General features: G+C 73.9%; 20 protein-coding genes and 1 pseudogene. 7 read left to right on the forward strand and 14 right to left on the reverse strand.

All coding sequences use genetic code 11. From position 1 onward, the window contains the following. Positions 1 to 15: 15 nt before the first annotated feature. The 6 genes from BLASA_RS12545 to BLASA_RS24580 form a co-directional block, all read right to left on the reverse strand. A complete protein-coding gene (locus BLASA_RS12545; RefSeq protein ID WP_083878167.1) occupies positions 16 to 1,593 on the reverse strand; it encodes a phospholipase D-like domain-containing protein in 1,578 nt (525 codons plus the stop codon). A gap of 64 nt (positions 1,594 to 1,657) precedes the next feature. After that, on the reverse strand, positions 1,658 to 2,464 hold the full coding sequence (locus tag BLASA_RS12550; RefSeq protein ID WP_014376530.1) for a sulfotransferase family protein: 807 nt from the start codon (positions 2,462 to 2,464) through the stop codon (positions 1,658 to 1,660). A 337-nt stretch (positions 2,465 to 2,801) separates the two neighbouring features. Continuing rightward, entirely contained in the window at positions 2,802 to 3,626 is an 825-nt protein-coding gene (locus BLASA_RS12555) for a MetQ/NlpA family ABC transporter substrate-binding protein (protein ID WP_014376532.1), read from the reverse strand. Positions 3,627 to 3,691: 65 nt separating this feature from the next. Next, positions 3,692 to 4,351, reverse strand: coding sequence for a methionine ABC transporter permease (locus BLASA_RS12560; protein WP_014376533.1), 660 nt, complete (start codon positions 4,349 to 4,351; stop codon positions 3,692 to 3,694). After that, entirely contained in the window at positions 4,348 to 5,439 is a 1,092-nt protein-coding gene (locus BLASA_RS12565; protein WP_014376534.1) for a methionine ABC transporter ATP-binding protein, read from the reverse strand. The genes BLASA_RS12560 and BLASA_RS12565 overlap by 4 nt, the downstream gene beginning before the upstream one ends. A gap of 255 nt (positions 5,440 to 5,694) precedes the next feature. Further along, positions 5,695 to 6,483: a hypothetical protein gene (locus BLASA_RS24580; protein ID WP_014376535.1), complete on the reverse strand. Its 789-nt coding sequence runs from the start codon at positions 6,481 to 6,483 to the stop codon at positions 5,695 to 5,697. Positions 6,484 to 6,525: 42 nt separating this feature from the next. On the opposite strand from BLASA_RS24580, the gene BLASA_RS24585 reads away from it, so the two are divergent. Further along, positions 6,526 to 7,200 carry an endonuclease V gene (locus BLASA_RS24585; RefSeq protein WP_014376536.1) on the forward strand — a complete coding sequence of 225 codons (675 nt, stop codon included), beginning with the start codon at positions 6,526 to 6,528 and terminating at the stop codon, positions 7,198 to 7,200. Positions 7,201 to 7,346: 146 nt separating this feature from the next. Here BLASA_RS24585 and BLASA_RS12580 read toward each other — a convergent pair whose 3' ends face one another. The 6 genes and pseudogenes from BLASA_RS12580 to BLASA_RS12600 form a co-directional block, all read right to left on the reverse strand. Beyond that, positions 7,347 to 9,386 (reverse strand): CocE/NonD family hydrolase, encoded by a 2,040-nt coding sequence (locus BLASA_RS12580; protein ID WP_014376537.1) that lies wholly within the window; start codon positions 9,384 to 9,386, stop codon positions 7,347 to 7,349. Beyond that, complete coding sequence (locus BLASA_RS12585; protein ID WP_014376538.1) at positions 9,379 to 10,662, reverse strand: ATP-grasp domain-containing protein; 1,284 nt, start codon at positions 10,660 to 10,662, stop codon at positions 9,379 to 9,381. The genes BLASA_RS12580 and BLASA_RS12585 overlap by 8 nt, the downstream gene beginning before the upstream one ends. Before the next feature lie 72 nt (positions 10,663 to 10,734). Then, a complete protein-coding gene (locus tag BLASA_RS12590; RefSeq protein ID WP_014376539.1) occupies positions 10,735 to 11,778 on the reverse strand; it encodes a lysophospholipid acyltransferase family protein in 1,044 nt (347 codons plus the stop codon). Between the two features lies 1 nt (position 11,779). After that, the gene (locus tag BLASA_RS25580) at positions 11,780 to 12,394 is read right to left on the reverse strand and encodes a patatin-like phospholipase family protein (RefSeq protein ID WP_014376540.1); all 615 of its coding nucleotides are present in this window, start codon (positions 12,392 to 12,394) and stop codon (positions 11,780 to 11,782) included. A gap of 88 nt (positions 12,395 to 12,482) precedes the next feature. After that, a pseudogene (locus tag BLASA_RS26435) lies at positions 12,483 to 12,668 on the reverse strand (patatin-like phospholipase family protein); the annotation flags it as partial. A 105-nt stretch (positions 12,669 to 12,773) separates the two neighbouring features. After that, complete coding sequence (locus tag BLASA_RS12600) at positions 12,774 to 13,079, reverse strand: hypothetical protein (RefSeq protein ID WP_014376542.1); 306 nt, start codon at positions 13,077 to 13,079, stop codon at positions 12,774 to 12,776. A 142-nt stretch (positions 13,080 to 13,221) separates the two neighbouring features. On the opposite strand from BLASA_RS12600, the gene BLASA_RS12605 reads away from it, so the two are divergent. Then, complete coding sequence (locus tag BLASA_RS12605) at positions 13,222 to 14,217, forward strand: YihY/virulence factor BrkB family protein (RefSeq protein ID WP_014376543.1); 996 nt, start codon at positions 13,222 to 13,224, stop codon at positions 14,215 to 14,217. A 14-nt stretch (positions 14,218 to 14,231) separates the two neighbouring features. Here the strand turns inward: BLASA_RS12605 and BLASA_RS12610 are convergent, their stop codons facing one another. Beyond that, positions 14,232 to 14,948, reverse strand: coding sequence for a CPBP family intramembrane glutamic endopeptidase (locus BLASA_RS12610; protein WP_041775742.1), 717 nt, complete (start codon positions 14,946 to 14,948; stop codon positions 14,232 to 14,234). A 2-nt stretch (positions 14,949 to 14,950) separates the two neighbouring features. Between BLASA_RS12610 and BLASA_RS12615 the strand changes: the two genes are divergently transcribed. The 4 genes from BLASA_RS12615 (at position 14,951) to BLASA_RS12630 (ending at position 18,317) form a co-directional block, all read left to right on the forward strand. Then, a complete protein-coding gene (locus BLASA_RS12615; protein ID WP_166486543.1) occupies positions 14,951 to 15,340 on the forward strand; it encodes a hypothetical protein in 390 nt (129 codons plus the stop codon). Continuing rightward, a complete protein-coding gene (locus tag BLASA_RS12620; RefSeq protein WP_014376546.1) occupies positions 15,337 to 15,534 on the forward strand; it encodes a DUF6186 family protein in 198 nt (65 codons plus the stop codon). The genes BLASA_RS12615 and BLASA_RS12620 overlap by 4 nt, the downstream gene beginning before the upstream one ends. Before the next feature lie 106 nt (positions 15,535 to 15,640). Beyond that, positions 15,641 to 16,954: a D-arabinono-1,4-lactone oxidase gene (locus BLASA_RS12625; RefSeq protein ID WP_014376547.1), complete on the forward strand. Its 1,314-nt coding sequence runs from the start codon at positions 15,641 to 15,643 to the stop codon at positions 16,952 to 16,954. 52 nt (positions 16,955 to 17,006) lie between these two features. Further along, the gene (locus BLASA_RS12630; protein ID WP_014376548.1) at positions 17,007 to 18,317 is read left to right on the forward strand and encodes a class I SAM-dependent methyltransferase; all 1,311 of its coding nucleotides are present in this window, start codon (positions 17,007 to 17,009) and stop codon (positions 18,315 to 18,317) included. Positions 18,318 to 18,365: 48 nt separating this feature from the next. Here the strand turns inward: BLASA_RS12630 and BLASA_RS12635 are convergent, their stop codons facing one another. Continuing rightward, positions 18,366 to 20,495 carry a DEAD/DEAH box helicase gene (locus BLASA_RS12635; protein WP_014376549.1) on the reverse strand — a complete coding sequence of 710 codons (2,130 nt, stop codon included), beginning with the start codon at positions 20,493 to 20,495 and terminating at the stop codon, positions 18,366 to 18,368. A gap of 352 nt (positions 20,496 to 20,847) precedes the next feature. On the opposite strand from BLASA_RS12635, the gene BLASA_RS12640 reads away from it, so the two are divergent. Continuing rightward, positions 20,848 to 21,561, forward strand: coding sequence for a DsbA family oxidoreductase (locus BLASA_RS12640; protein ID WP_197536219.1), 714 nt, complete (start codon positions 20,848 to 20,850; stop codon positions 21,559 to 21,561). Positions 21,562 to 21,581 lie beyond the last annotated feature (20 nt).

The following is a 21,581-nucleotide window of genomic DNA, read 5'->3' on the forward strand; positions in this document are numbered from 1 at the left end:
GCGTCGGCCGCCGGGTCAGGCGCGGACCCGGCTCCGCGGCCGCCGGCGGCGGGCGAAGAACCGTTCGACCCGGCGCCACCGGTTCGGCGTCTTCTCCGGGTCCATCACCTCCGTCTCGGCGAGCACCCGGTCGGCCGGGCCGAGCTCGGGCGGCTCGAAAGGCACCAGCGAGCGGCCCGCCGGCCGGCGCAGCCGCTCGATGCCCTGCACGAGCGAGCCGGTGTCGGCGATGGCGGCGGCGACGTCGTCCGGCGTGCAGCCCAGGTGCTCGGCGAGCAGACGGTGGCGGATGCCGACGATGGTCGCGGCGAGCCGGCCGGCCCCGGGCCGCCCCTCCACCGCCTCGATCGCCAGGTCGCACTCGGTGTCCAGGCCCATCGAGCGGTTGTTCACGTTGCTGGAACCGATGCGCAGCAGGCGGTCGTCGATCACGGTCACCTTGGCGTGCACGTAGATGTGCTCGCGCCGCTCGGTCACCGGCGTGTAGAGCCGGAACCGGTCGTGCACGTCCGCCTCGCGGACGATCTCCAGCACGCGGGCGCGCGCGGTGCCCATGGCCTTCTCCGAGAGCCAGCCGTCGGCGGTCCGCGGGTTGACCACAACCACGTCGGGGCCATCGGGCTCGCGCAGCCGCTCCGCGATCGCCTCGGCGATCCGGCGGCTGGCGAAATACTGGCTCTCCAGGTAGATCGAGCGGCGGGCCGCGGCGATCGCGGCCAGCCACAGCAGCTCGACCTCGTGCACGAGGGGCGCGCCGCCGTGCTCCGGTCGGGTTCGGGCGATCGCGACGTCGACGTCGGTGAACAGGGGCTCGACGTCCTCGGGCCAGCACTCCCGCTCCTCGGACAGCGGCTGCAGCCGCTCCCCGGTGCCGCTCTCCCACCGCTCGCGGGCGAGCTCGGCGACCGCACGGGCGGCGGGCCCGGTCATGATGCTGGTCGCGTCGTGCCACGGCCCGGTCAGCCGGCCCTGCGCGCGCCCGGCTGCCGGTCGACGCCGGTGCGGGTTGCCGTCGGCGTGGTCGGAGGTGTCCCACCGGTCGGCGGTGACGTCGATGCCGCCGGCGAAGGCCAGGCAGTCGTCGATGACCACGATCTTCTGGTGGTGTGCAGCACCGAGCGGGTGCTGGGTGTCGATCGCCAGGGTGAGGCGATCCGGGGTGCGCCGGTCCAGCAGCACGATCGGCTGCAGACCCCGGCCGAGGGCGCGCAGCATGCCGAGATCCCACTGGAGGACGCCGACCTCCAGCCGCGGGTTCTGCTCCACCGCCCGCTCGAGCACAGTGCCGAGCCGGTCGTCCTTCGGCCGGCCGCGGGCGAGCGGGTCCAGCCGGATCCGCGGGTCGAAGTCCCAGCCGATGAACAGCACCCGCCGTTCGGCGCGCAGCACGGCACGCTTGAGGGTGGCAAAGTAGCCGGCGGCGTCGACGAAGATCGCGAAACGGGTGGCCCGCTCGATCCGCCAGCAGGTCTCCCCGGGAACGAGCAGCGGCGCGCCCTGCTCCGGCCGGGCCTCCGCAGCGGCGTCGCACGGGGCAGGGAGCGCGATACCGGGATCGGTATCGGGCTCCGTCGTCACCTGGCTGCCGTCCATCACATCCGCAGTGTGCCCGTCGTCGCCGACCGAACCAATGACCGACGTTCCGTGGTACACCTCCTCACCCGCCGGAACCGACCTCCCGCACCGGTACCGCGGCGACCCGCTCGCGGACGTACCGGCGCGTCGCGCCGTCGAAGACCTCGTCGAGCCGTCGTCCCGCCCCGTCGCGCAGCGGTCCGGCGTTGTCGGACTTCCAGTGCTCGAAGTCCTTGACCAGGTCGCGGGCGGCGGCCTCGCGGCCGGTGATCATCGCCTCCGTGTAGGGCAGGCCGAGGGCGGCGCACAGCTCGGTCAGCGTCCCCTCGGGGTCACGGACCAGCCGGTCGTAGCCCACGACGGAGTGCCGTTCCCGGCCGCGGTACCGGTCGGTGATCGCGATGCACTCGGTCCACTGGTCGATGGCGGTGTCCACCGAGTAGGTGGTGCCCCAGTTGCCGGCGACGGCGCACAGGCTGGCGACGACGTCGGCGCCGTCCCGGACGATGTGCACCACCAGGGCGCCGGGCACCAGCCGCTCGATCAGGTCCAGCGCGTACAGGTTCGCCGGCGTCTTCTCGACCCAGGCACCGGCGCCGTGCTTTCGCGCGGCGGCGTCGGCCATGGCGAGGAACGCCGCTCCGTGGCGGCGCACCGTGGGCAGCAGAGGCCGGGCACGCGGAACCCCGAGCCAGCCGGCGGCGTCGTCGAGCCGCTGCGTCGCACCGGCCGCGGCCAGCCCGGCCGCACGTCGCAGGCCCCGCGGTGCGCGCAACCGGTGGAAGACGTGCGTCTCCGGGAACGAATGGATGTCCGGGTGCGCGGCCAGGAACGACTGCAGCAGCGTGGTGCCCGACCGCGGGCAGCCCACGACGAAGATCCGCCGCATCGAACCTCCCGTCCGCGCCGACGCCGTGACGGGACGATCCGTGCGGGGCGGCGGTGATGGTCACCAGCCGGCTCCGGCCGGGTGCCCGCAGCACGCGGGCACCCGGCCGGGTCCGATGGAACTGCTAGCGGCGACGGCCGCTGAAACGGCTGAACAGTCGCTTGAGCAGGTTGAACTTGATGAGCCCGGACACGAGTCCCATGGGGTTTGCCTCCTCGGATCGAAAGGAGAGGCATACCCACATCCGTCGTCGATCATGTCCGGATCGCCCTCGCCGGAGGTGACGGGAGCCGGCCGTGCGGCCGCACCGTTCACCGCCCGCAGCCGGGCGACCGGCTCAGAACGCCGGCAGGACGGCGCCGGAGTAGTTCTCCTCGATGAACTGGCGGACCTCGGCGGAGTGCAGCAGCTCCTCGAGCTGGCCGATCCGCTCGGCGTCCTCGTCCCCGCTGCGGACCACGAGCAGGTTCGCGTTCGGGTTCCCGTCGGCCTCCTCGAGCGCGAGGGCGTCCTCGGCCGGGGAGAGGTCGGCGTCGATGGCGTAGTTGCCGTTGATCACCGCGGCGTCGACGTCGGCCAGCGAGCGGGGCAGCTGGGCGGCCTCCACCTGCTCGATCTCCAGGTTCTTCGGGTTGCCGTCGATGTCCAGGGCCGTCGGGGCGGCGTCCCCGGTGTCGGCCAGGGTGATCAGGTCGTTGGCCTCGAGCAGCCGCAGCGCGCGGGCGGCGTTGGTCGGGTCGTTCGGGATCGCGACCGTGGCGCCGTCGGGCAGGTCGGCCAGGTCGGTGAGCGACTCGGAGTAGAGGCCCAGCGGCTCGATGTGCACGGGATCCAGCGCGGTGAAGTCGTAGCCCGCGCTCGCCTCCTGCTCCTCGAGGTAGGGCACCGTCTGGAAGTAGTTGGCGTCCAGCGAGCCGTCGTCGAGGGCGACGTTGGGCTGGACGTAGTCGGTGAACTCGACGATCTCCAGGTCCAGCCCCGCCTCGTCGGCGAGCTCCTCGTCGACGAACCGCAGGATCTCGGCGTGCGGCACCGGGGAGGCGCCGACGCGCAGCGGCTCGTCGGCGGCCGACAGCTCGGCCTCGCCACCCCCGCAGGCGGTGAGCCCGAGCAGGGTGGCGGTGGCGACGGCGGCCAGGGTGGACCGGGTGGGGCGAAGCATGTGGGTATTTCTCCTTGCGATGGGTCGGGTGGTGCGGGAGGTTCGGGGGGAGGGTGGGAGGCAGCTCAGGCGTGCGCGAGCCGGCGCGCCCAGCGGTCGCCGGCCCACTGCAGCAGCTGGACGAGGACGAGCAGCAGGACGACGGTGGCCACGGTGATGTCGGTGCGGAACTGCTGGTAGCCGTAGCGGATGGCGAAGTCGCCCAGCCCGCCGCCGCCGATGGCGCCGGCCATCGCCGAGTAGCTGACCAGGGCCACGACGGTGACGGTGACGCCGGCGACCACGGACGGCAGCGCCTCGGGCAGCAGCACGGTGCGGACGACGTCGCGGCGGCGGGCGCCCATGGCCAGCGTCGCCTCGACCTTGCCGTGCCCGACCTCGCGCAGGCTGGTCTCCACCAGCCGGGCGAGGAACGGGACGGCGCCGATGGTGAGGGGCACGATCGTCGCCGTGGAGCCGATCGTCGTCCCCACGATCCCGCGGGTCACCGGCGCGACCAGCACCAGCAGGATGATGAACGGCAGCGACCGGCCGAGGTTGACCAGCAGGCCGAGGACCCGGTGCACCGCCGGGCTCGGCGACAGCGCGCCGGGCGCGGTGGTGGTGAGCAGCACGCCCAGCGGCACGCCGATCAGCACGGTGAGCAGCGTGCTGACACCGACCATGTAGAGCGTCTCCCAGGTGGCCTCGGTCAGCTGCGGGGCGATGCGGGACCACTCGTTCATCGCTGCACGTCCGGGGCGTCGAGGAACCGGGGCTCGTCCGGCTCGCGGTTCGGCTCCGGCGCCGGCTCCTCCTGCTCCTGCCAGGGCGGTGGCTCGTCGCCGGAGGCGGCGCGTTCGACCAGCGACCCGCCGTCCCGCAGCCGGTGCAGCGCGGCGTCCAGCCGGCCGTCGTCGCCGGTCACCGACAGCAGCAGGCGACCGAAGCGCCGGCCGGCCACGGTCTCCACCGATCCGCCGACGACCTCGACGTCCAGCCCCAGGTCACCGGCGAGCGTGCGCAGCACCCGGCCCTCCGGCGCGGACTCGGTGACGGTGACCCGGATCAGGTCGCCGGTCGCCCCCGCGACCGGCGGGGCCGGCAGCAGCTGCGCGGCCAGCGGCGAGTGCGGCCGGGTGAGCACCTCGGAGAGGGGTCCGCCGTCGACGACCCGGCCGCGGTCCAGCAGCACGGCGCTGTCGCACACCGCCCGGACGACGGCCATCTCGTGGGTGATGAGCAGGACGGTGAGGCCGAGCTCGGTGCGCACCTGCCGCAGCAGGTCGAGCACGCCGGTGGTGCTCGTGGGGTCCAGTGCGCTGGTGGCCTCGTCGCAGAGCAGCACCTTCGGCCGCGCGGCCAGGGCGCGGGCGATGGCGACGCGCTGCTTCTGGCCGCCGGAGAGCTGCGCCGGCCGGGAGGCGTGCCGGTCCCCCAGCCCGACCAGGTCCAGCAGCTCGGCCACCCGGCGGCGCCGCTCCGCCTTGCCGACGCCGGCCAGCTCCAGCGGGTGCTCGACGTTTCCGGCCGCGGTGCGCGAGTCGAGCAGGTTGAAGTGCTGGAAGACCATGCCGACGGTGCGGCGGGCGCGGCGCACGCCGTCGGCGTCCAGGTCGGTGAGCACCTGGCCGTCGACGGTCACCCCGCCCGAGGTCGGCCGCTCCAGCAGGTTGACCAGCCGGGCCAGCGTGCTCTTGCCCGAGCCGCTGGGGCCGACGACACCGGCGAACTCGCCGTCGGCGACCGACAGGCTGACGCCGTCGACGGCGACGACCTCGGCCGCCCCGCGGCGCGCGGGGAAGACCTTGCGGACGTCGGACAGCTCGATCACAGGGACCTCGGGGTGGCTCGGCAGCGGGTGGCACGGGCGGCAGCGAGCCCCGGTCGGAGAACCGGTGGCGCGCCACCGGCGTCGCGTCGCGCGGGTGGATCCGCGCGGGCTCGGCGGCTCCGGGCTACAGCAGGCTGGCCGTGCGCAGCAGGTCGACGGCGCGACGACGCGTCAACGCAACACTCCTCCGCACCGTTCGAGCATCCCCCGCCGGCGGCCCGCCTGCCAGCTCGCCTGCGGATTGTGAGAGAACGCTCAACCAGGGCCGGCGGCTGGGCGCCGATGTGCTCGGTCGCCGGTGGCCAGCCGGTAGAGCGCGGTGTGGTGGACGTGCAGCACCGGCTCGGCGTCGGCCAGGACCAGTGCGTCGTAACGGACCTCCTCGTGCCCGCCACGCTCACCGACGTCGGTGACGCGCCCGTGCACCGTCATCTGCGCGGGCAACCGGGCGACCCCGAGGAACCGGCAGTCGCTGGAGGTGTGGATCCACGGTCCGAGGGCGACGTTGTGCATGAGCAGCCTGTTGACCAGGCGCAGCAGCAGGCCGGGATGCGCCCACGAGTTCTCCCGGTACAGCGGCAGTGGCTCCCCGACGGCGTCGAGGTACCACTCGTTCTCCTCGACGGTGCCGGCCTCGTGGACGCTGCCGAACGGGCCCGGCACCGGGTCGGCCACCCGCTCGGCGGGAGCCGACGCCTCCGCGAAACCGGCGAGGGAGGGCCGGTCCCCCGTGCGATCGGCCGAGCCCAGGCAGCGCACCTCGCCGTCCGGGCCGGTGACGGTCAGCCGGCCGTCGGTCAGGTCGACGAGCAACTCCTCGCCGTCGTACACCGGCCGGCGGAAGCGCACGTCGGCCCGCCCGCCGGACAGCCACTCCTCCCCCCACGCCGCCATCAGGGGCGTGGTGGTGCGCGCGAACAGCTCCACCCCGGGCACGAGCGCGCCGGAGAAGCCGAACCGGCGGGCGACGCCGTCCTCGTGGATCTTGTTCTCGGCCTCCTCGATGACTCGGGCGACGAAGCGGTGCGGCGCGGGAGCCTCCATGCCACCGGATGCTGCCACGTCGTGGTGGCCCACGATGGCGCCATGTCCCCCAGCTGCGACCCGTCCTGGCCGGCGGACGCCGAGGTGCTGCACGACCTCCAACGGCGGCTCGGGGCGCTCCAGCCGCCGCCCTGGCATCCGGGGACGTCGGCCCCCGAGCTGGCGGCCGCCGCCGTCGTCCACGACCCGGACCGGGGTGAGCGGGCCTGGGCCGGGGCGGTGCTCACGCGGGGTCCGCACGTCCTGGCGGCGGAGGTCGTCGTCGGGGCCGTGCGCGCTCCCTATGTCCCCACCCAGCTGTCCGCCCGTGAAGGTCCGCTGCTGGTCGCCGCTCTGGAGGCCCTCGGGGGGCGCCCCGACGTGCTCCTGCTCGCTGCCGCCGGCCGGGACCACCCGCGGCACGCAGGCCTCGCGCTGCACGTGGGCGCCGTGCTCGGCGTCCCGAGCGCCGGGGTGACCGACCGGCCGCTGAGAGCAGCAGGACCGCCACCCGGTCCCGGGCGCGGCGACGCGTCGGCACTCGTGCTCGACGGCGCCGAGGTGGCTCGCTGGGTACGTACCGCGCCCGGCGTCCGGCCGGTCGTCGCCCATGCCGCCTGGCGCACCACCGGAGGCGTGGCGGCAGCGCTGGTCCTCGCTGCCACCACGAGCGTGCGGACGCCGTGGCCGCTGCGGGAGGCACGCCGGCTGGCCCGGCAGGCGCGCGCAGACGGTTGATCGTCGTGCCGGCGACCCGACCCCCCGCGCAGCTACGCCCGTATCCACCGCGAACACGCCCTCCTCGCCTCCGGCGGGCTGATCGCCCACATCCGCGCAGGTGGCCGCTCTTCCGTCCAGAGCCAGGGCTCTCCCCCGGCCAGGGACTACACCAGCTGCCGCGGCACCGTCCGGTCCCAGTTCAGCGACACGACGCGCCGCTCACCCTCGAAGGCATCCAGCTGCGCATGCAGGCAGAAGTCCGTCGCGGTGGACGTCAGCACGGTCCGCGTGACCGTACGGACGTGCCAGTCCCCCCGGCGGAACGCCACCTGCCACGTCGTCTCCCCGCAGACCGACCCCACGTCGTCCCCCACGGAGCTGTACCGCTCCTCGGCCCGACGGGTCACCTCCAGGTCGATGTCGTCGAACCGCACGACCCCGAGGTCGTTGACGACCTCCAGTGCGGACCCGTAGCCGATCAGGTCCCGGGTGACCTGCCAGCGGTGCTCGCCGGGCTGCACGTTCGTCACCGGGATCGGCTCGGCCCCTTTGGGCTCCCCGAAGGGCTGCACCGAGACCTCGTCGGACTCCGCGAGGGGACGGTTCGGCAGGAGCAGCCGGCTCGAACCGGTCGTCACCTCCAGGCGTGGTGACTCCGGTGAGGGCCAGGCCAGCGGCCAGTACGACGTCGAGAGCGACAGACGGATGCGGTGACCGGCCGCGAAGGCGTGGGCGACACCGTTCATCTGGACCTGCACGCGGTAGCGCTCCCCCGGCACCAGCGGCCGCGGGTCCGCGTGCCCGTCCCGGTGGGTGAGGTTGAGCAGCCCGTAGGTGACCCGGGTGGCCCGTCCGTCCGGGGCGACGTCCGAGAGCCGGACGGCCACCATCGCGTTCGGGTGGCTGCTGGTCACGTCCAGGTCCACCGCCGGGGCGCCAAGGATTTCGTACTGCTCCTCCAGGACGTCGCTGTCGAACACCAGCGAGCCGCCGTCCTCCTCGCGCTGGTCGTACGGCAGGTCCGGCGGCGCGTTGTACGAGCACCACTTGCCGGCGAAGTGCCCCACCGACAGCGGCGACTCGATGCCCAGCGACTCCTCGGGCAGCACCTCCCCGTCGACGGCGATCCGGTTGCGGGCCAGCGGGTGGGCGACCTGGCGGATGTGCGGCGAGGGCCAGCTGGGCTCCCCCACCCACCGGCCGGGGCGCTCCTCGTAGGCGGTCAGCGGCGGCACGCTGTCCTGCATCCACACCCGGAGCGCCGGCTGTTCGGGAACCCCGTTGTCGATGCCCTTCAGCCAGCGGTCCCACCAGCGGACGACCTCCTGGAGGAAGCCGATGGCCGGGCCGGGCTGGCCCAGGTGCGGGTACTTGTGCGACCAGGGGCCGATCAGCCCCTGGCGCGGTCCTTCGAGGCTCTCGATCATCCGGAAGACGGCGTTGGAGTACCCGTCGGCCCAGCCGCTTACCGCCAGGACGGCGCACTGGACGTCCGAGTAGTCCTCGCAGATGGATCCGTGCCGCCAGTAGTCGTCCCGGGTCTGGTGGCGCAGCCACTCCTCGAGCCACAGGCCGCTGTCGTGCAGCCGGTCCAGCCACATCTCGCGCCACCGCTCCCCCACCACTGCGGGGTCGGGCGGGCACGAGTTGTAGGCGAACATCGTCGAGGCCCAGGAGAGGTTGTCGCTGAGCAGGCAACCGCCCATGTAGTGGACGTCGTCGGCGTACCGGTCGTCGGTCGAGCAGACCGTCACGACCGCGCCCAGCCCCGGCGGACGGCGGGCCGCCACCTGCAGGGCGTTGAAGCCGCCCCAGGAGATGCCCATCATGCCGGTCGAGCCGTCGCACCAGGGCTGCTCGGCCAGCCAGGCGAGGATCTCCTCCGCGTCCTGCAGCTCCTGCTCGAGGTACTCGTCGGTCAGCACGCCCTCGGAGTCGCCGCTCCCGCGCAGGTCCACCCGCACGCAGGCGTAGCCGTGGCCGGCCATGTACGTGTGGTGGATGGAGTCGCGGTAGGCGGTGAGGTCCCGGTTGCGGTACGGGATCAGCTCGAGCACCGCCGGCACCGGCCGTTCCTCGCCGTCGCTCGGCCGCCAGATCCGGGCGGCCAACCGGGTCCCGTCCGACATCGGGATCCACACGTGCTCGTCCTGGACGACCTCGCGCGGGAACTCCCGCACGAAGCGTAGCCCGGCGTCAGCCATGCGAGACCTCCTCGAACTCGAAGGGCAGCATCCGCACGCACTGGTCGTACTTGGTGTTCAGCTCCGCCTCGTCCTGCGCGCCGATGAACAGCAGCGCGAGCTCGTAGCTGTAGCTGTCCTGCTGCGACAGCTCCGACAGCCGGTGCCCCTGCTCGGCCACCACCTCGACGGTGACGCCATCCACCTCTCGCTCGACGCGCGCGACGTCCTCCGGTGACGGGGCGCGAACCACGAGGGCGTCGTCGAAGGCCCGCAGGAAGCACTTGCCCGCGACCCCGTAGTCGCCGTCGCCCCGAGGCTCGGTGGGCTCCTCACCGAGCGCCAGCTTCACCAGTACCTCGTGGTTGGAGACGCCGTCGACCCGCTCGAACAGCAGCGCATGCGACTGGGAGTGTCGTGGGTTGACCTCCAGCAGCCGGATGCGGTCGGTATCCGGGTCCCAGAAGTACTCGATGTTGAAGGTCATCTGGTCCAGCCCGATCTGGTCGATGACCCGCTCCGACAGCGTCGCCAGCCGGCTCTGCATCTCCTCCGGCAGCCGGGAGGGGTACTGGTAGCGCAGGAAGCTCGACGTACCCGGGTAGTGCAGGGAGTCGACGATGCCGTAGACGTGCGATCGGCCCGCCGTCCGGTAGCCCTCCACTGTCACCTGCCGCCCCACCGCGGCCTCCTCGGCCAGACAGACCCGGGCGCCCACCTCGGCGATCTCGGGCGGCAGCTCGTCGAGCTGGTCCATCACGAACTCGAAGGGCTCGGCATACTTCCCGATGCCGTCCCGGATCTCCTCGAGCGCCCCCGAGAGCTGGTCGTCGTCCTCCACCCGGAAGGCCATCTCCGAGGAGACCGACTTCACCGGCTTGACCCACACGGGGTAGCGGAGGTTGGCAGGCAGCCGCGCCGGCTCGTCGACGTCGATGAGGGCGAACTCGGGCACCTCCTCGATCGCCTTCCGCTGCTCCAGCCGGCTCCAGTACTTGTGCTCGCACTTCGTGACCGCCTCGAGCGGTGGGCCCGGCACCCCGAACCGGCGGCACAGGATCGGAACCATGGAACTCACTGGGAAGTCCCAGTAGCCGATGATCGCGTCGATGGGGCCGTCGAAGGCCTCGAGGTGCGCCTGTGCGCGGTCGAGCAGCGCAGGCAGGTCGATGTCCTCGATCCCGATCAACTCGTCCTTGCTCAGCAGCGGATGGAACCGGTACCGGTCTTCGGGCAGGTCCCGGAGGATCTCTGCGTTGAGGTCGTCCATTCCCAGTACGAACACGTTGGCAGCCATCACGGCTGCGCTACCCGCCGCCTCGGGGATCACACAGCGGAGCGCGGAACCGGTGGCATCGACCCCGGCTCGTCACCCACCGCCCTTCGCCGACTCCTGCCGCCGCATGGCCTCGATCCACTCGTCGATGGTCTCCCACCAGTGGTAGAGCCACTCGGTCTGCCCCTTCTCGTCGCGCGGCACGTCGGCGGCCGCGACGTTCCACCAGCGCAGGTGCAGCGTCTTGTCCATCGGCAGGCTCCGCCACAGGTCGCGGACGGTGTTCAGGTGCTCGAGTCCGGTGTGCGCGACGAAGACGACGTCGGCGTGGGGGGCCGCCCGCAGCGCCGCGGTGACCCCGGCCGGGCGCGGCGGCAGCACGTGCCGCATCGCCTCGGCCCGGCGGACCGCGCGCAGCAGCCCCCGGTCGCGCAACCGCGCGATGGCCCGGATCCGGCGTCGCGGGGTGAAGTTGGCGCCCTCCGGGAAGATCAGCAGCGCGTCCTCGTCGCCCAGGTCGCGGGCGAGCTCCGCGATCGCCTCCGCGGAGCTGGACCCGGCCGGCCCACCGGGGCTGACGAAGTGGTTGGGCAGCCGGTTGAGGTAGACGTCGATGAGCGGGTCGAACTGCAGCACGTCCTTGAGCACGATCCGCGGCCGGCGGAGGTGATCCCGGTTCATGAGGGTGTGGACGAGCAGGAACGAGTCACCCGGACCGGCGTGCCGGGAGAGCACCAGCATGGCGTTCGTGGAGCCGGGCTGCCCGTCGTCCAGCGGTGACCAGGATTCCCCGTCGGTGACCAGCTCCAGGACGAACAGCCGCCGCGCGACCCGCAGGAGCACGTCGAGCAGCAGCCGCAGCAGGGTGTAGTGCGCCGCGCGGAACCTCGGGGCGGCCAGCCGGCGACCGAAGCCGCTGAGCACCCAGAGGGCCCCCGCGGCCACGAGCCCGGCCACCTCCAGCCCGAGGTACACCAGCGTGAAGCACAGCAGCCGCAGCGCGCGCCAGCGCCCCGGCAACCACGCGGAGACGACCGCCGCCACGATCACGAGCACCGGCAGCAGGACGACCCCGACCGCCAGCGCACCGATCAGCAGCGGTCCGGTGAGCCGGCGGACGGGCCGGGGCGGCAGCACCTCAGGCCCCGCCCTCGGGCCCGCCGGACCGGTCGAGGTAGTCGCCGGCCGCGACGTACGCCCGGTCGATCCGCCCCGGAACGGCGGAGAAGTCGCGGTAGCGCAGGTTCCGCAGGTCCCCGGCCGCGGCCGGGCCCGCGTTCCCGGACGGCAGCACGTGCAGCGTGACGCCGGACGGGAGCGCGGCCAGGTCGGCGGCGAACCGGTGCCGCCGGGCGATCTCGAAGGCCACCAGCGCGACCTCCCACGGCCGGGCCGGCGGACGCAGCGGACGGTCGATCCGGCCGACGTGCAGCACGTAGATCGTGTCCGCACCGAGCGCCACCGCCCGGCCGACCGGGATGCTGTGCACCAGCCCGCCGTCCAGGTAGTGCTCGCCGTCGAGCTCCACCGGGGGCAGCAGCCCGGGGACGGCGCAGGAGGCGAGCACCGCCTCGATCAGGTCACCGTCGGTGAACCAGTGCTCGGCAGCCCGCTCGATGCTGGCCGCGACGCACTGGAACGGCACGGTCAGCTCGGCGAACGTGCGCACCGGCAGATGCGCCGCCAGCAGGTCCCGCAGGGGCTCGCGCGCGTGCAGGTGGGTGGGTGCGGGTGCGCACCAGCGTCCGCGCACGGGCGAGCACGGACCCGGCGAAGACGCCCTCACAGGTCAGCTCCGCCCACACCGCGCGCAACCGGTCCACCCCGCGGGGGGTCGGATCGGCGGCGACCAGCGCACCGTTGATCGCGCCCACCGAGGTGCCCACGATCACGTCCGGCCTGATCCCGCGCTCGAACAGGGCACTCAGCATCCCGATCTCGGCGGCGCCGAGCACTCCCCCGCCACCGAGGACGAACGCCGTGCGGCCGCCCTGCCCCGGTATCTCTGTCGCGGCCATGGGAGGCATCGTGCCAACCCGGGACGAGCCCGGCAGGACGTGCGCGGCCCCGGCTCCGGGTACCCGGCGATCAGGTGGCAGCGCTGTCGCCGGTTCCCGCGACGCGGGGCGGGCTCAGCGGTCGACGAGCGGGGAGGTCATCTCGGCGGTCGCGGCCATCCGCCGCGGAACGGCCGGCCCGAGCGCATCGATCCACCGGTCGTCGACTGCCGGGGACGCGCCGGTGACCACCACGGTCGCCGTCCACTCGGACAGCCGCGTGCCGCGGTGCGCGCCCCGTCGGACCGGTCCCTGCACCCGGAGCGTCGACCAGTCCGGGTCCGCCCCTGCGGCAGCGGCCATCACGCGCAGCTGTCCGCGGAGCCCCGCGGTCACCCGATCCGGGTCGTCGAACGGCACGGCGGCGGCGGCGCGGTACATCACGGGTGGATGGCTGCCCGATCCCGCGTCGGTTACACAGCGGTGCGGGCATCGTCACCCGATCGCGACCTTCTGGCGATAAACCGTTTGCGCGGATTCCCTCCGACGTTGCGGCACCGCGCCGCCGGGGGTGGGATGTGTCATGGCTCTGGCTCGGGAGGACCGGCCCCCGGCCGACCCGGGAGGCCACGGCCTGGAGAGCGCGGGCAACGACGCGGACTCCCCGCGCGCGATCCCTGCCGCCGGCTGGCGCCACGTGCTGCGGCGCGTCGTCCGCCACATGCTCAGCGATCGCCTCATGGTGCAGAGCGCCGGGGTGGCGTTCTTCGCCGTCCTGTCCGTCGCCCCGGTGCTGGTGACGGCGCTGTCCATCTACGGCTTCGTGAACACCCCGGAGTCGGCGCGCCGGCAACTGTCGGAGGTGGCGGAGATGCTGCCCGCCGATCTCGAGTCCGTCGTGGCCGACCAGCTCACGTCGATCACCGCCGCCTCGGCGCAGGTGCTGACCTGGCGCGGGCTCGCCGGGCTGCTCGTGGCCCTCTGGACGGCGACGACCGCGATGACGTACCTCATCGACGGCGTGGGGATCGCCTACCACCAGACGGAGACGCGCGGCCTCCTGCGGCGCAGCGGGCTCGCCCTGCTGTTCGTCCTCGGCGGCGCAGGGGTGCTCGCCGGTCTGATCACCGTGTCGGGTGTCGTGGCGGGGGCGTTCGCCGGGGCCACCGGGCCGGTCCGTGCGGCCGCCACCGTGGGGTCGTGGGTCGCGGTGGCGGCCCTCATGGCCGTGGCCCTCGCCGTCCTCTACCGGTTCGCCCCCGACCGCACGCACGCGCAGTGGCGGTGGATCACCGCCGGTTCGGTGCTCGCGACGGCCGTCTGGCTGGCCACCACCCTGGGCTTCTTCGCCTACGTGCAGAACCTGGGCAACTACCAGTCCACCTACGGCTCGCTCGCCGGGGTGGCGATCAGCATGTTCTGGCTGTGGACGACGGTCACCCTGGTCTTCCTCGGGGCAGCGGTGAACGCGGAGGCCGAGCGCCAGACCGTGTGCGACTCCACCGTCGGGCCGGAACGGCCCGTGGGTGACCGGGGTGCGGTCGTGGCGGACAGCACCCCGCCGTACCCCGATGGATGAGGACGTGGAGCGGCTCAGCCCAGCCGGTGGGCCGCCGCGGCGGCGACCAGGCCCAGGGTGTTGGTCGCCAGGTGCAGGAGCAGCGGCGCCAGCAGGCTCCCGCTGCGCAGCCGCAGCCAGGTGAACAGGACACCGGCAGCCGCGGTGACCAGGCAGCCGACGGCCACCGCCACGACCGGTCCCAGGAGGCCGTCGGACAGGTCGTTGGCCGCGGCCGCGCTCAACGTGGGTCGGACGTGCCACAGCCCGAAGACGACGGCCGACACCCCGACCGCCGCCCGCAGCGGCAGCAGCCGCGCCAGGCCGGCGAGCAGGACGCCGCGGAACGCCACCTCCTCCCAGACGACGGTGCCGAGGGGGATGCGGACCAGCGTCTGGTAGGCGAGCTCACCGCCGTCGGTTCCGGCGGCGCGGGCGTCGGCGAACAGCGGGCGGGTCGCCGGGAGCGCGAGGCCGGCGACCAGCCCGGCCGCCATCAGGGCGGCGCAGGCCCCGCCCCACCGCAGCCCCGCCCCGAGGTCCCGGCGGTGCAGACCGAGCTCGGCCCAGGACAGGCCCGCGGTCCGGGCGGCCGCCAGGACCAGGGCCGTCGCCACCACGTTGGCCGGCACGTAGGACCCCGGGTAGCCCGGCAGACGGGGGACGACGACGTTGTTCCACGCGACGAGGACGAGGACGAGCGGACCGGTGAGGAGAACGACCCTCCGGCGCCCGGAGCGACGAGCATGCACCCGTGAGGTGTTCCCCGTGCGCGCGCCGGCTCACGTCGTCCGCCCTGGCCGTGGCCTGCGTCACGGCCGTCGTGGTCTGGGGTGAGCTGTCCACCGGCGCCCTGGTCGCCGTCGGGCTCACGGGGGCCGCCATGGCCGCCGTGGGCGTCGCCCGGCGCTCCGGCGGGGCGGCTGCCCCCGTCGGCCGGCGGGGGCTGCCCTGGCTGGGCTGGTTCGCCGCCGTCCTCGGGTGGGAGCTGGTGACCTTGGCCGACGACGACCTGCCGACGGTCAGCGACCTGGCCGATCCCCTGCTCGCCTCCCCCGCCGTGCGGGGGCTGGCCACCCTCGGCTGGCTGGCGGTCGGTGCCTGGTTGCTCGCCCGCCCCCGACGGCGGACGACGGCGTCGTGAGCGGCACCGCGACCAGCATCACCGGGTTCACGGTGCTGGCCCTGCTCGCCACGGTCATCGAGGTCCGCGCCCGCCGCGGAACGGGCCCGGTGACCGCGGCCGACGCGGTGGCCGCCGCCATGCGCACCACGCCGGGCCGGCTGGCCGTCCTGGCGGCGTGGGTGTGGCTCGGCGTCCACTTCCTGGCGCGCTGACGCCGGCGGAGTGGTACGGAGGTTCCGACCGCGCAGCGAGCCGACGCGGCACAGGCACCACGACGGGTGGCACGGGGTCCGTGCCCGACCAGGATCGCGAGCGAGCATGCAGCAGAAGACGTCCGAGGCCGCAGCGCGGGCCCGGCCTGCGACGAACTGGGCGGGGAACGTCACCTACCGGGCGGCGCGGCTGCACCGGCCGACGAGCACCGCCGAGCTCCAGGACGTCGTGGCGAGGAGCGAGCGGGTCAAGGTCCTCGGCTCGCGGCACTGCTTCAACGACATCGCCGACACCACCGGGGACCTCGTGGTCCTCGACGGCCTCGGTTCCGACGTCGAGATCGACGGGTCCCCCGGTGCGGACGGCGGGACCGCGTGGATCCCGGCGGGCATGCCGTACAGCCAGCTGGTCCCCGACCTGGCGGCGCGCGGCTACGGCCTGCCGAACCTCGCGTCCCTGCCGCACATCACCGTCGCGGGCGCCACCGCCACCGGCACCCACGGATCCGGCAACCGGAACGGCTCGCTCAGCACGTCCGTGGTGGGCATGGACCTGGTCCGGTCCGACGGCGGGACCGTCACGCTCACGCCCGGGGACCCGGACTTCCCCGGCGCCGTCGTCCACCTCGGCGCCCTGGGTGTCGTCACCCGGATCGGCCTGCGGTTCCAGCCGACGTTCCAGGTCCGCACCAACGTCTACGTGGGGCTGACCTGGGACCGGCTCGTCACCGACTTCCAGGCCGTGACGGACGCGGCCTACAGCGTCAGCGTGTTCACCGACTGGCAGGAGGTCACCCAGGTCTGGGTGAAGTCGCGCACCGACGAGCTCGGCAACGCCGCGCAGGAGAACACGGCCCCGGAGGAGTTCTTCGGGGCCCGCGCAGCGACCGTGCCGACCCACATGCTGACGAACACCCCGGTCGAGAACCTCACGGAGCAACTGGGCGTCCCGGGTGAGTGGCACGAGCGGCTGCCCCACTTCCGCACCGGGTTCACGCCGAGCAACGGGAACGAGCTGCAGACCGAGTACTTCGTGCCCCGCCGGTACGTGCGGGAGGTCTGCGACGCGCTGCGCTCGCTCGGCCCCCGCATCGCGCCCCTGCTCCAGGTCAGCGAGCTGCGCACCGTGGCCGCGGACGACCTGTGGCTGAGTCCGGCCTACGGCGCCGACGTCCTGGCCCTGCACTTCACCTGGTTCCGCGACGAGACCCGGGTGCGCGCGCTGCTCCCGGAGATCGAGGCAGCACTGCGTCCGTACGGCGCCCGCCCGCACTGGGGCAAGGTCTTCACGGCCGACGCCGACGAGCTGGAGCGGCTGTACCCGCGGATCCCGGACTTCCGGGCCCTCGTCCGCCGCTTCGACCCGCGCGGCGCATTCCGCAACGACTTCCTGGACCGGACGGTGGCGGCGTTCGGCTGATCCGGCGGCGCGAAGGGGCCCGCGCCCGGGACGACCGTGCCAGGGTGGCGGGGTGACCCCGAGGGCTGCCGAGCTGGTGAGCGAGCTCGGTCGGCTCCTGCTGGGTGCACCGCTGCCGATGTCCGTGCGGTGCTGGGACGGCTCCCGGACCGTCGTCGACGGGGCGCCCACCCTCGTCGTCCGCCACCCGCGGGCCCTCCGCCGCCTGGTGTACGCGCCCGGGGAGCTCGGGCTGGCCCGTGCCTACGTCAGCGGGGATCTCGACATCGAGGGTGACCTCTTCGCGGCGCTCGGCTTCCCGGACGACCTGCCGTCCCGGCCGGAGCTGGCCCTCGACCGGCGGGCCCTCGCCCGGCTGGCCGGCCCGCTCCTGAGGCTGCGGGTCCTGGGACCCCCACCGGCGCCCCCGCCGGAGGAGGCGCGTCTGCGCGGGAGCCGCCACTCGCTGGGTCGCGACCGGAGCGCCATCAGCCACCACTACGACGTCGGCAACGATTTCTACCGCCTGCTGCTGGGCCCCTCGCTCGTCTACAGCTGCGCCTACTTCCCGGAGCCGGGCGCGACGCTGGAGCAGGCGCAGGAGGCCAAGCTCGACCTGGTCTGCCGCAAGCTCGGCCTGGAGCAGGGGATGCGGCTGCTCGACGTCGGCTGCGGCTGGGGCTCGTTCGCCCTCCACGCGGCGTCCCGGTACGGCGTCTCGGTGGTCGCCGTGACCATCTCCGATGCCCAGGCCGGACTGGCCCGCCGGCGCATCGCCGACGCCGGGTTGACCGACCGCGTCGAGGTCCGGCTGCAGGACTACCGCGAGGTCGACGACGGGCCGTTCGACGCGATCGCCTCCATCGGCATGGCCGAGCACGTCGGTCACGCCTCGTTGCCGGGCTACGCCGCCAGGCTCCACGGGCTCCTGCGCCCCGGCGGCCGGCTGCTCAACCACGCCATCGCACGCGGCCCGGCGGCCGGCCCCGACCGCCCCGACCCCGGGTCGTTCCTCACGCGGTACGTCTTTCCCGACGGCGAGCTGCAGTCGCTGGCCACCCACGTCCAGGTGCTCGAGGAGGCGGGCTTCGAGGTCCGCGACGTCGAGGCCCTCCGCCGGCACTACGCGCTCACCTGCCGGTCCTGGGTGCGCAACCTCGAGCAGCGCTGGGACGACGCGGTCCGCTGGTCCTCCCCGGGCCGGGCCCGCGTGTGGCGGCTCTACCTGGCGGGCTCGGCGCTGGCGTTCGAACGCCACCGGACCGGCGTGAACCAGCTCCTGGCCGTCAAGCCGGGACGGCGTGGAGCCGACCCGCTGCCGCTGCTCCGCCCGGACTGGAGCCGCCAGGCCACGTCGGACGACCGGCGGCCCGGTGCGGGCTGATCGCGGAGAGCCGCCGGCGTCGGCCCCCGGCGGATCGGCCGCCCGTCGCTACGACGCCGCCGCCAACGCGTCGGTCAGCAACGCGACGAGCGCCTCGTGCTGCACGTCGGCCGAGGACGACATCTCCTCGTCCGATCCGTCGAGCGCGCGGGCGGCCAGCCCGGCCTTGCTGTCGATGAGCTCGGCGATCCGGGAGTCGAGGGTCTGCGCGGCGATGATCCGCCACGCGGTGACCGGCTCGGTCTGCCCGATGCGGTGGCTGCGGTCGATGGCCTGGGTCTGCTCCGCGTCGGTCCAGGACAGCTCGGCCAGCACGATGTTGGAGGCGACCTGCAGGTTGAGCCCCACCCCGGCCGCGGTGAGCGAGCAGACCGCGACGGCGACGCCGGGATCGGTGACGAACGCGTCGATCTGCTTCTGCCGCGCCGACGGCGTCTGGTCGCCGCGGATCGAGGAGAAGCCGATCCCCTGCCGGCTGAACGACTCCTCGGCGGCGTCCATCACGTCGACGTGCTTGGCGAAGAACACGACCTTGCCCGCGCTGCGGGCCAGCTGTGCCGCGTAGTCGGCGGCCGGGCCGGCCTTCGCCTGACCGATGCGCCGCATCATGCTGAACACGTTCTCGCCGGTGGCCGACGCGGTGGCGTCCTTCAGCTCCCACCTGGCCACCTTGCGCACCAGGTCGGCGTCGACGCCCTCCACGACGTCGGCGGACTCGCGGGCGGCGAGCGCGCTCTCGTACCGCTTCACCAGCCGGCGTGCGAGCTCCTGCTCGGCCGCCCGGATCGACCGGCCGGCCTTGTCGTCGAGCTCGACGGGCAGGTCGGCGATGCGCCGGGCGGGGATGTCGGCGGCCACGTCGACCTTGCGCCGACGGACGATGCCCTGGTCGATCACGCACCCACGGGCGGCGGGGTAGAAGCCCGGGTCCGCCGGCGTCAGGCCGGTCTCCTCCAGCGCGTTCATCAGGTCGCCGAGCGGCTTGCTCTCGTCGATCCAGCCGAGGAACTGCCAGATGGCCAGGAAGTCGTCGATGTCGTTGATCAGCGGGGTGCCGGTGAGGGCCATCAGCAGCGGGCGCGGAAACCGCGACCGGATGCGGTCGGACAGCTCCAGGACGTGCTGCGAGCGCTGCGAGGTCTTGTTCTTGATGAAGTGCGCCTCGTCGACGACCATGCCGCGGAACCCGAAGTCGCCGAACCAGCCGATGTGGCGGTCGAGCACCTCGTAGTTGACGACGACGATGTCGGCGAACCCGTCGACGGTCTCCCCGTTGCCGTGCACGACGGTGGCCGCGCGGTGCGGCACCCAGATGCCGGCCTCGCGGGCCCAGTTGGTCTTGACCACGCTCGGCACCACCACGAGCAGCGGATAGGCGTTCGCCGCCTCCGCGGCGAGCAGCGCCTGCGCCGTCTTGCCCAGGCCCGGCTCGTCGGCGAGCAGGAACGTCCGGTGGCCGGCCGCGGCGGCGGCGACCACCTGCGCCTGGTGCGGCATCAGCTGCCGGCCGCCCGCCGCCTGCAGGGAGGACGGCGCGGGCAGGGGCATGCACGCCGGGACCCCGCCACCGGCGCGCTCGAAGGAGTTCAGCAGCGGGTCGAGCAGCTCCCAGCCGACCAGCCGCCGCGGGCGGGCCTGGGGCGGCGGGGTGGCGGAGAAGTCGGGGGCCAGGAACGGGTTGGCCAGCTGCCGGGAGATGACCGACTGGGGCACCACGCGGCGCTCGGGAGCGGCGGAGAAGACCGCCGGCTGCGCCGGCGGCTCCTCCTCGGGCTCCGGCTCGATACCGAGGTCCGTCAGCATCTCCCGCTTCATCGACCGGGCGGCCTCGGAGACGACGGCGTCCTCGCTCAGCAGCGACAGCAGCCCGGAGTCGCGCACGGCGGTCCTCGCCAGCGTCGTCGCGAACCCGTCCAGGCGCTTGAGCTGGTCGGCACGGGAGGCGGCGCTGCCGGTCTCGTCCGCCCGCACCCGCTCGCGCTCCTCGCGCAGCAGCAGGGCGACCACCTGGAACTTCGTACGCACCGCGGGCGTCACGCGGCCGCGCTGGGCGGCGGTCTCGACCTCGCGGATCGCGCGGGCGATCACCGACCTGACGTCGTTCGCGCCGCGGCCGCGCCGCTCGTTGCGCGGGGCGGTGCGGCGGGTGCGCCCCTGGCGCTGCCCTGGTCGAGCCACGGACTCCTCCTCCGGATGCCCGGCACGGGAGCCGGGCAGAGTGCTGCGCACCGGCCCGCGGTCGCGGGCGACGGACGTCCCGGGCAGCGGGCCGGGTGCTCCAGCCGCGACTGCGCGCCTGGAGCCCTGGGGGACCCACGCCCGGGGGCGAGGCAGCCCGCCCTCCGGGAGGAACCCGGAGCGGCCGGTCGATGGCCGGGGCGACGAGCGCACACGGGGCGTCGTCACCGGACGAGCGCCGTCTGCCGATGAACGGTGCTGGTCCGATGCTAGACCCTGCCGGCCCACGGAGCTCCGTCGCGCCGCGGAACGTGCGGGAATGCCGCCGCCGGCCGCCGTGGTTGCGCCGGTCGTGAAGGTCGAGATCTGGTCCGACGTCGTCTGTCCCTGGTGCCACATCGGCAAGCGCCGGTTAGGGGCCGCCCTCGCGCGGTTCCCCCACCGTGACCAGGTGGAGGTGGAGTGGAAGGCGTTCGAGCTCGACCCCGGGGCGCGGTCGGCCGCTGCCGGGGACGGGGTCTCGGCGACCGGCTACGCGGAGCGGCTGGCCCGCAAGTACGGCACCTCGGTCGCCGGCGCGCAGCAGATGACCGACCACATGACGCAGCAGGCCGCCGCGGAGGGGCTGGACTTCCGGTTCGACCGGGCGGTGCGCGCCAACACCTTCGACGCCCACCAGGTGATCCACCTGGCCGCCGAGCGCGGGGTGCAGGACGCGGTGAAGGAGCGGCTGCTGACCGCCTACTTCAGCGAGGGCGAGGCCGTCGGCGACCGCGAGACCCTGGTCCGGCTGGCCGCCGACGCCGGTCTGTACGCTGACGAGGTGCGCGCGGCGCTCGAGGACCAGCGGTACGCCGGTGCAGTCCGCGGCGACGAGGCCGAGGCGGCCGCGCTGGGCATCAGCGGGGTGCCCTTCTTCGTCGTCGACCGGAAGTACGGCGTCAACGGGGCCCAGTCGGCCGACGCGTTGCTCCAGGTGCTGGAGCGGGCGTGGTCGGAGCGCTCCCCGCTGATCTCCGTGGCGAGCGACGGCGCCGTCTGCGGACCGGACGGCTGCACCGCCTGAGGTCCCCGGGCCCGGCGCCG

The sequence above is a fragment of the Blastococcus saxobsidens DD2 genome, from assembly GCF_000284015.1.
Taxonomy (GTDB): domain Bacteria; phylum Actinomycetota; class Actinomycetes; order Mycobacteriales; family Geodermatophilaceae; genus Blastococcus; species Blastococcus saxobsidens_A.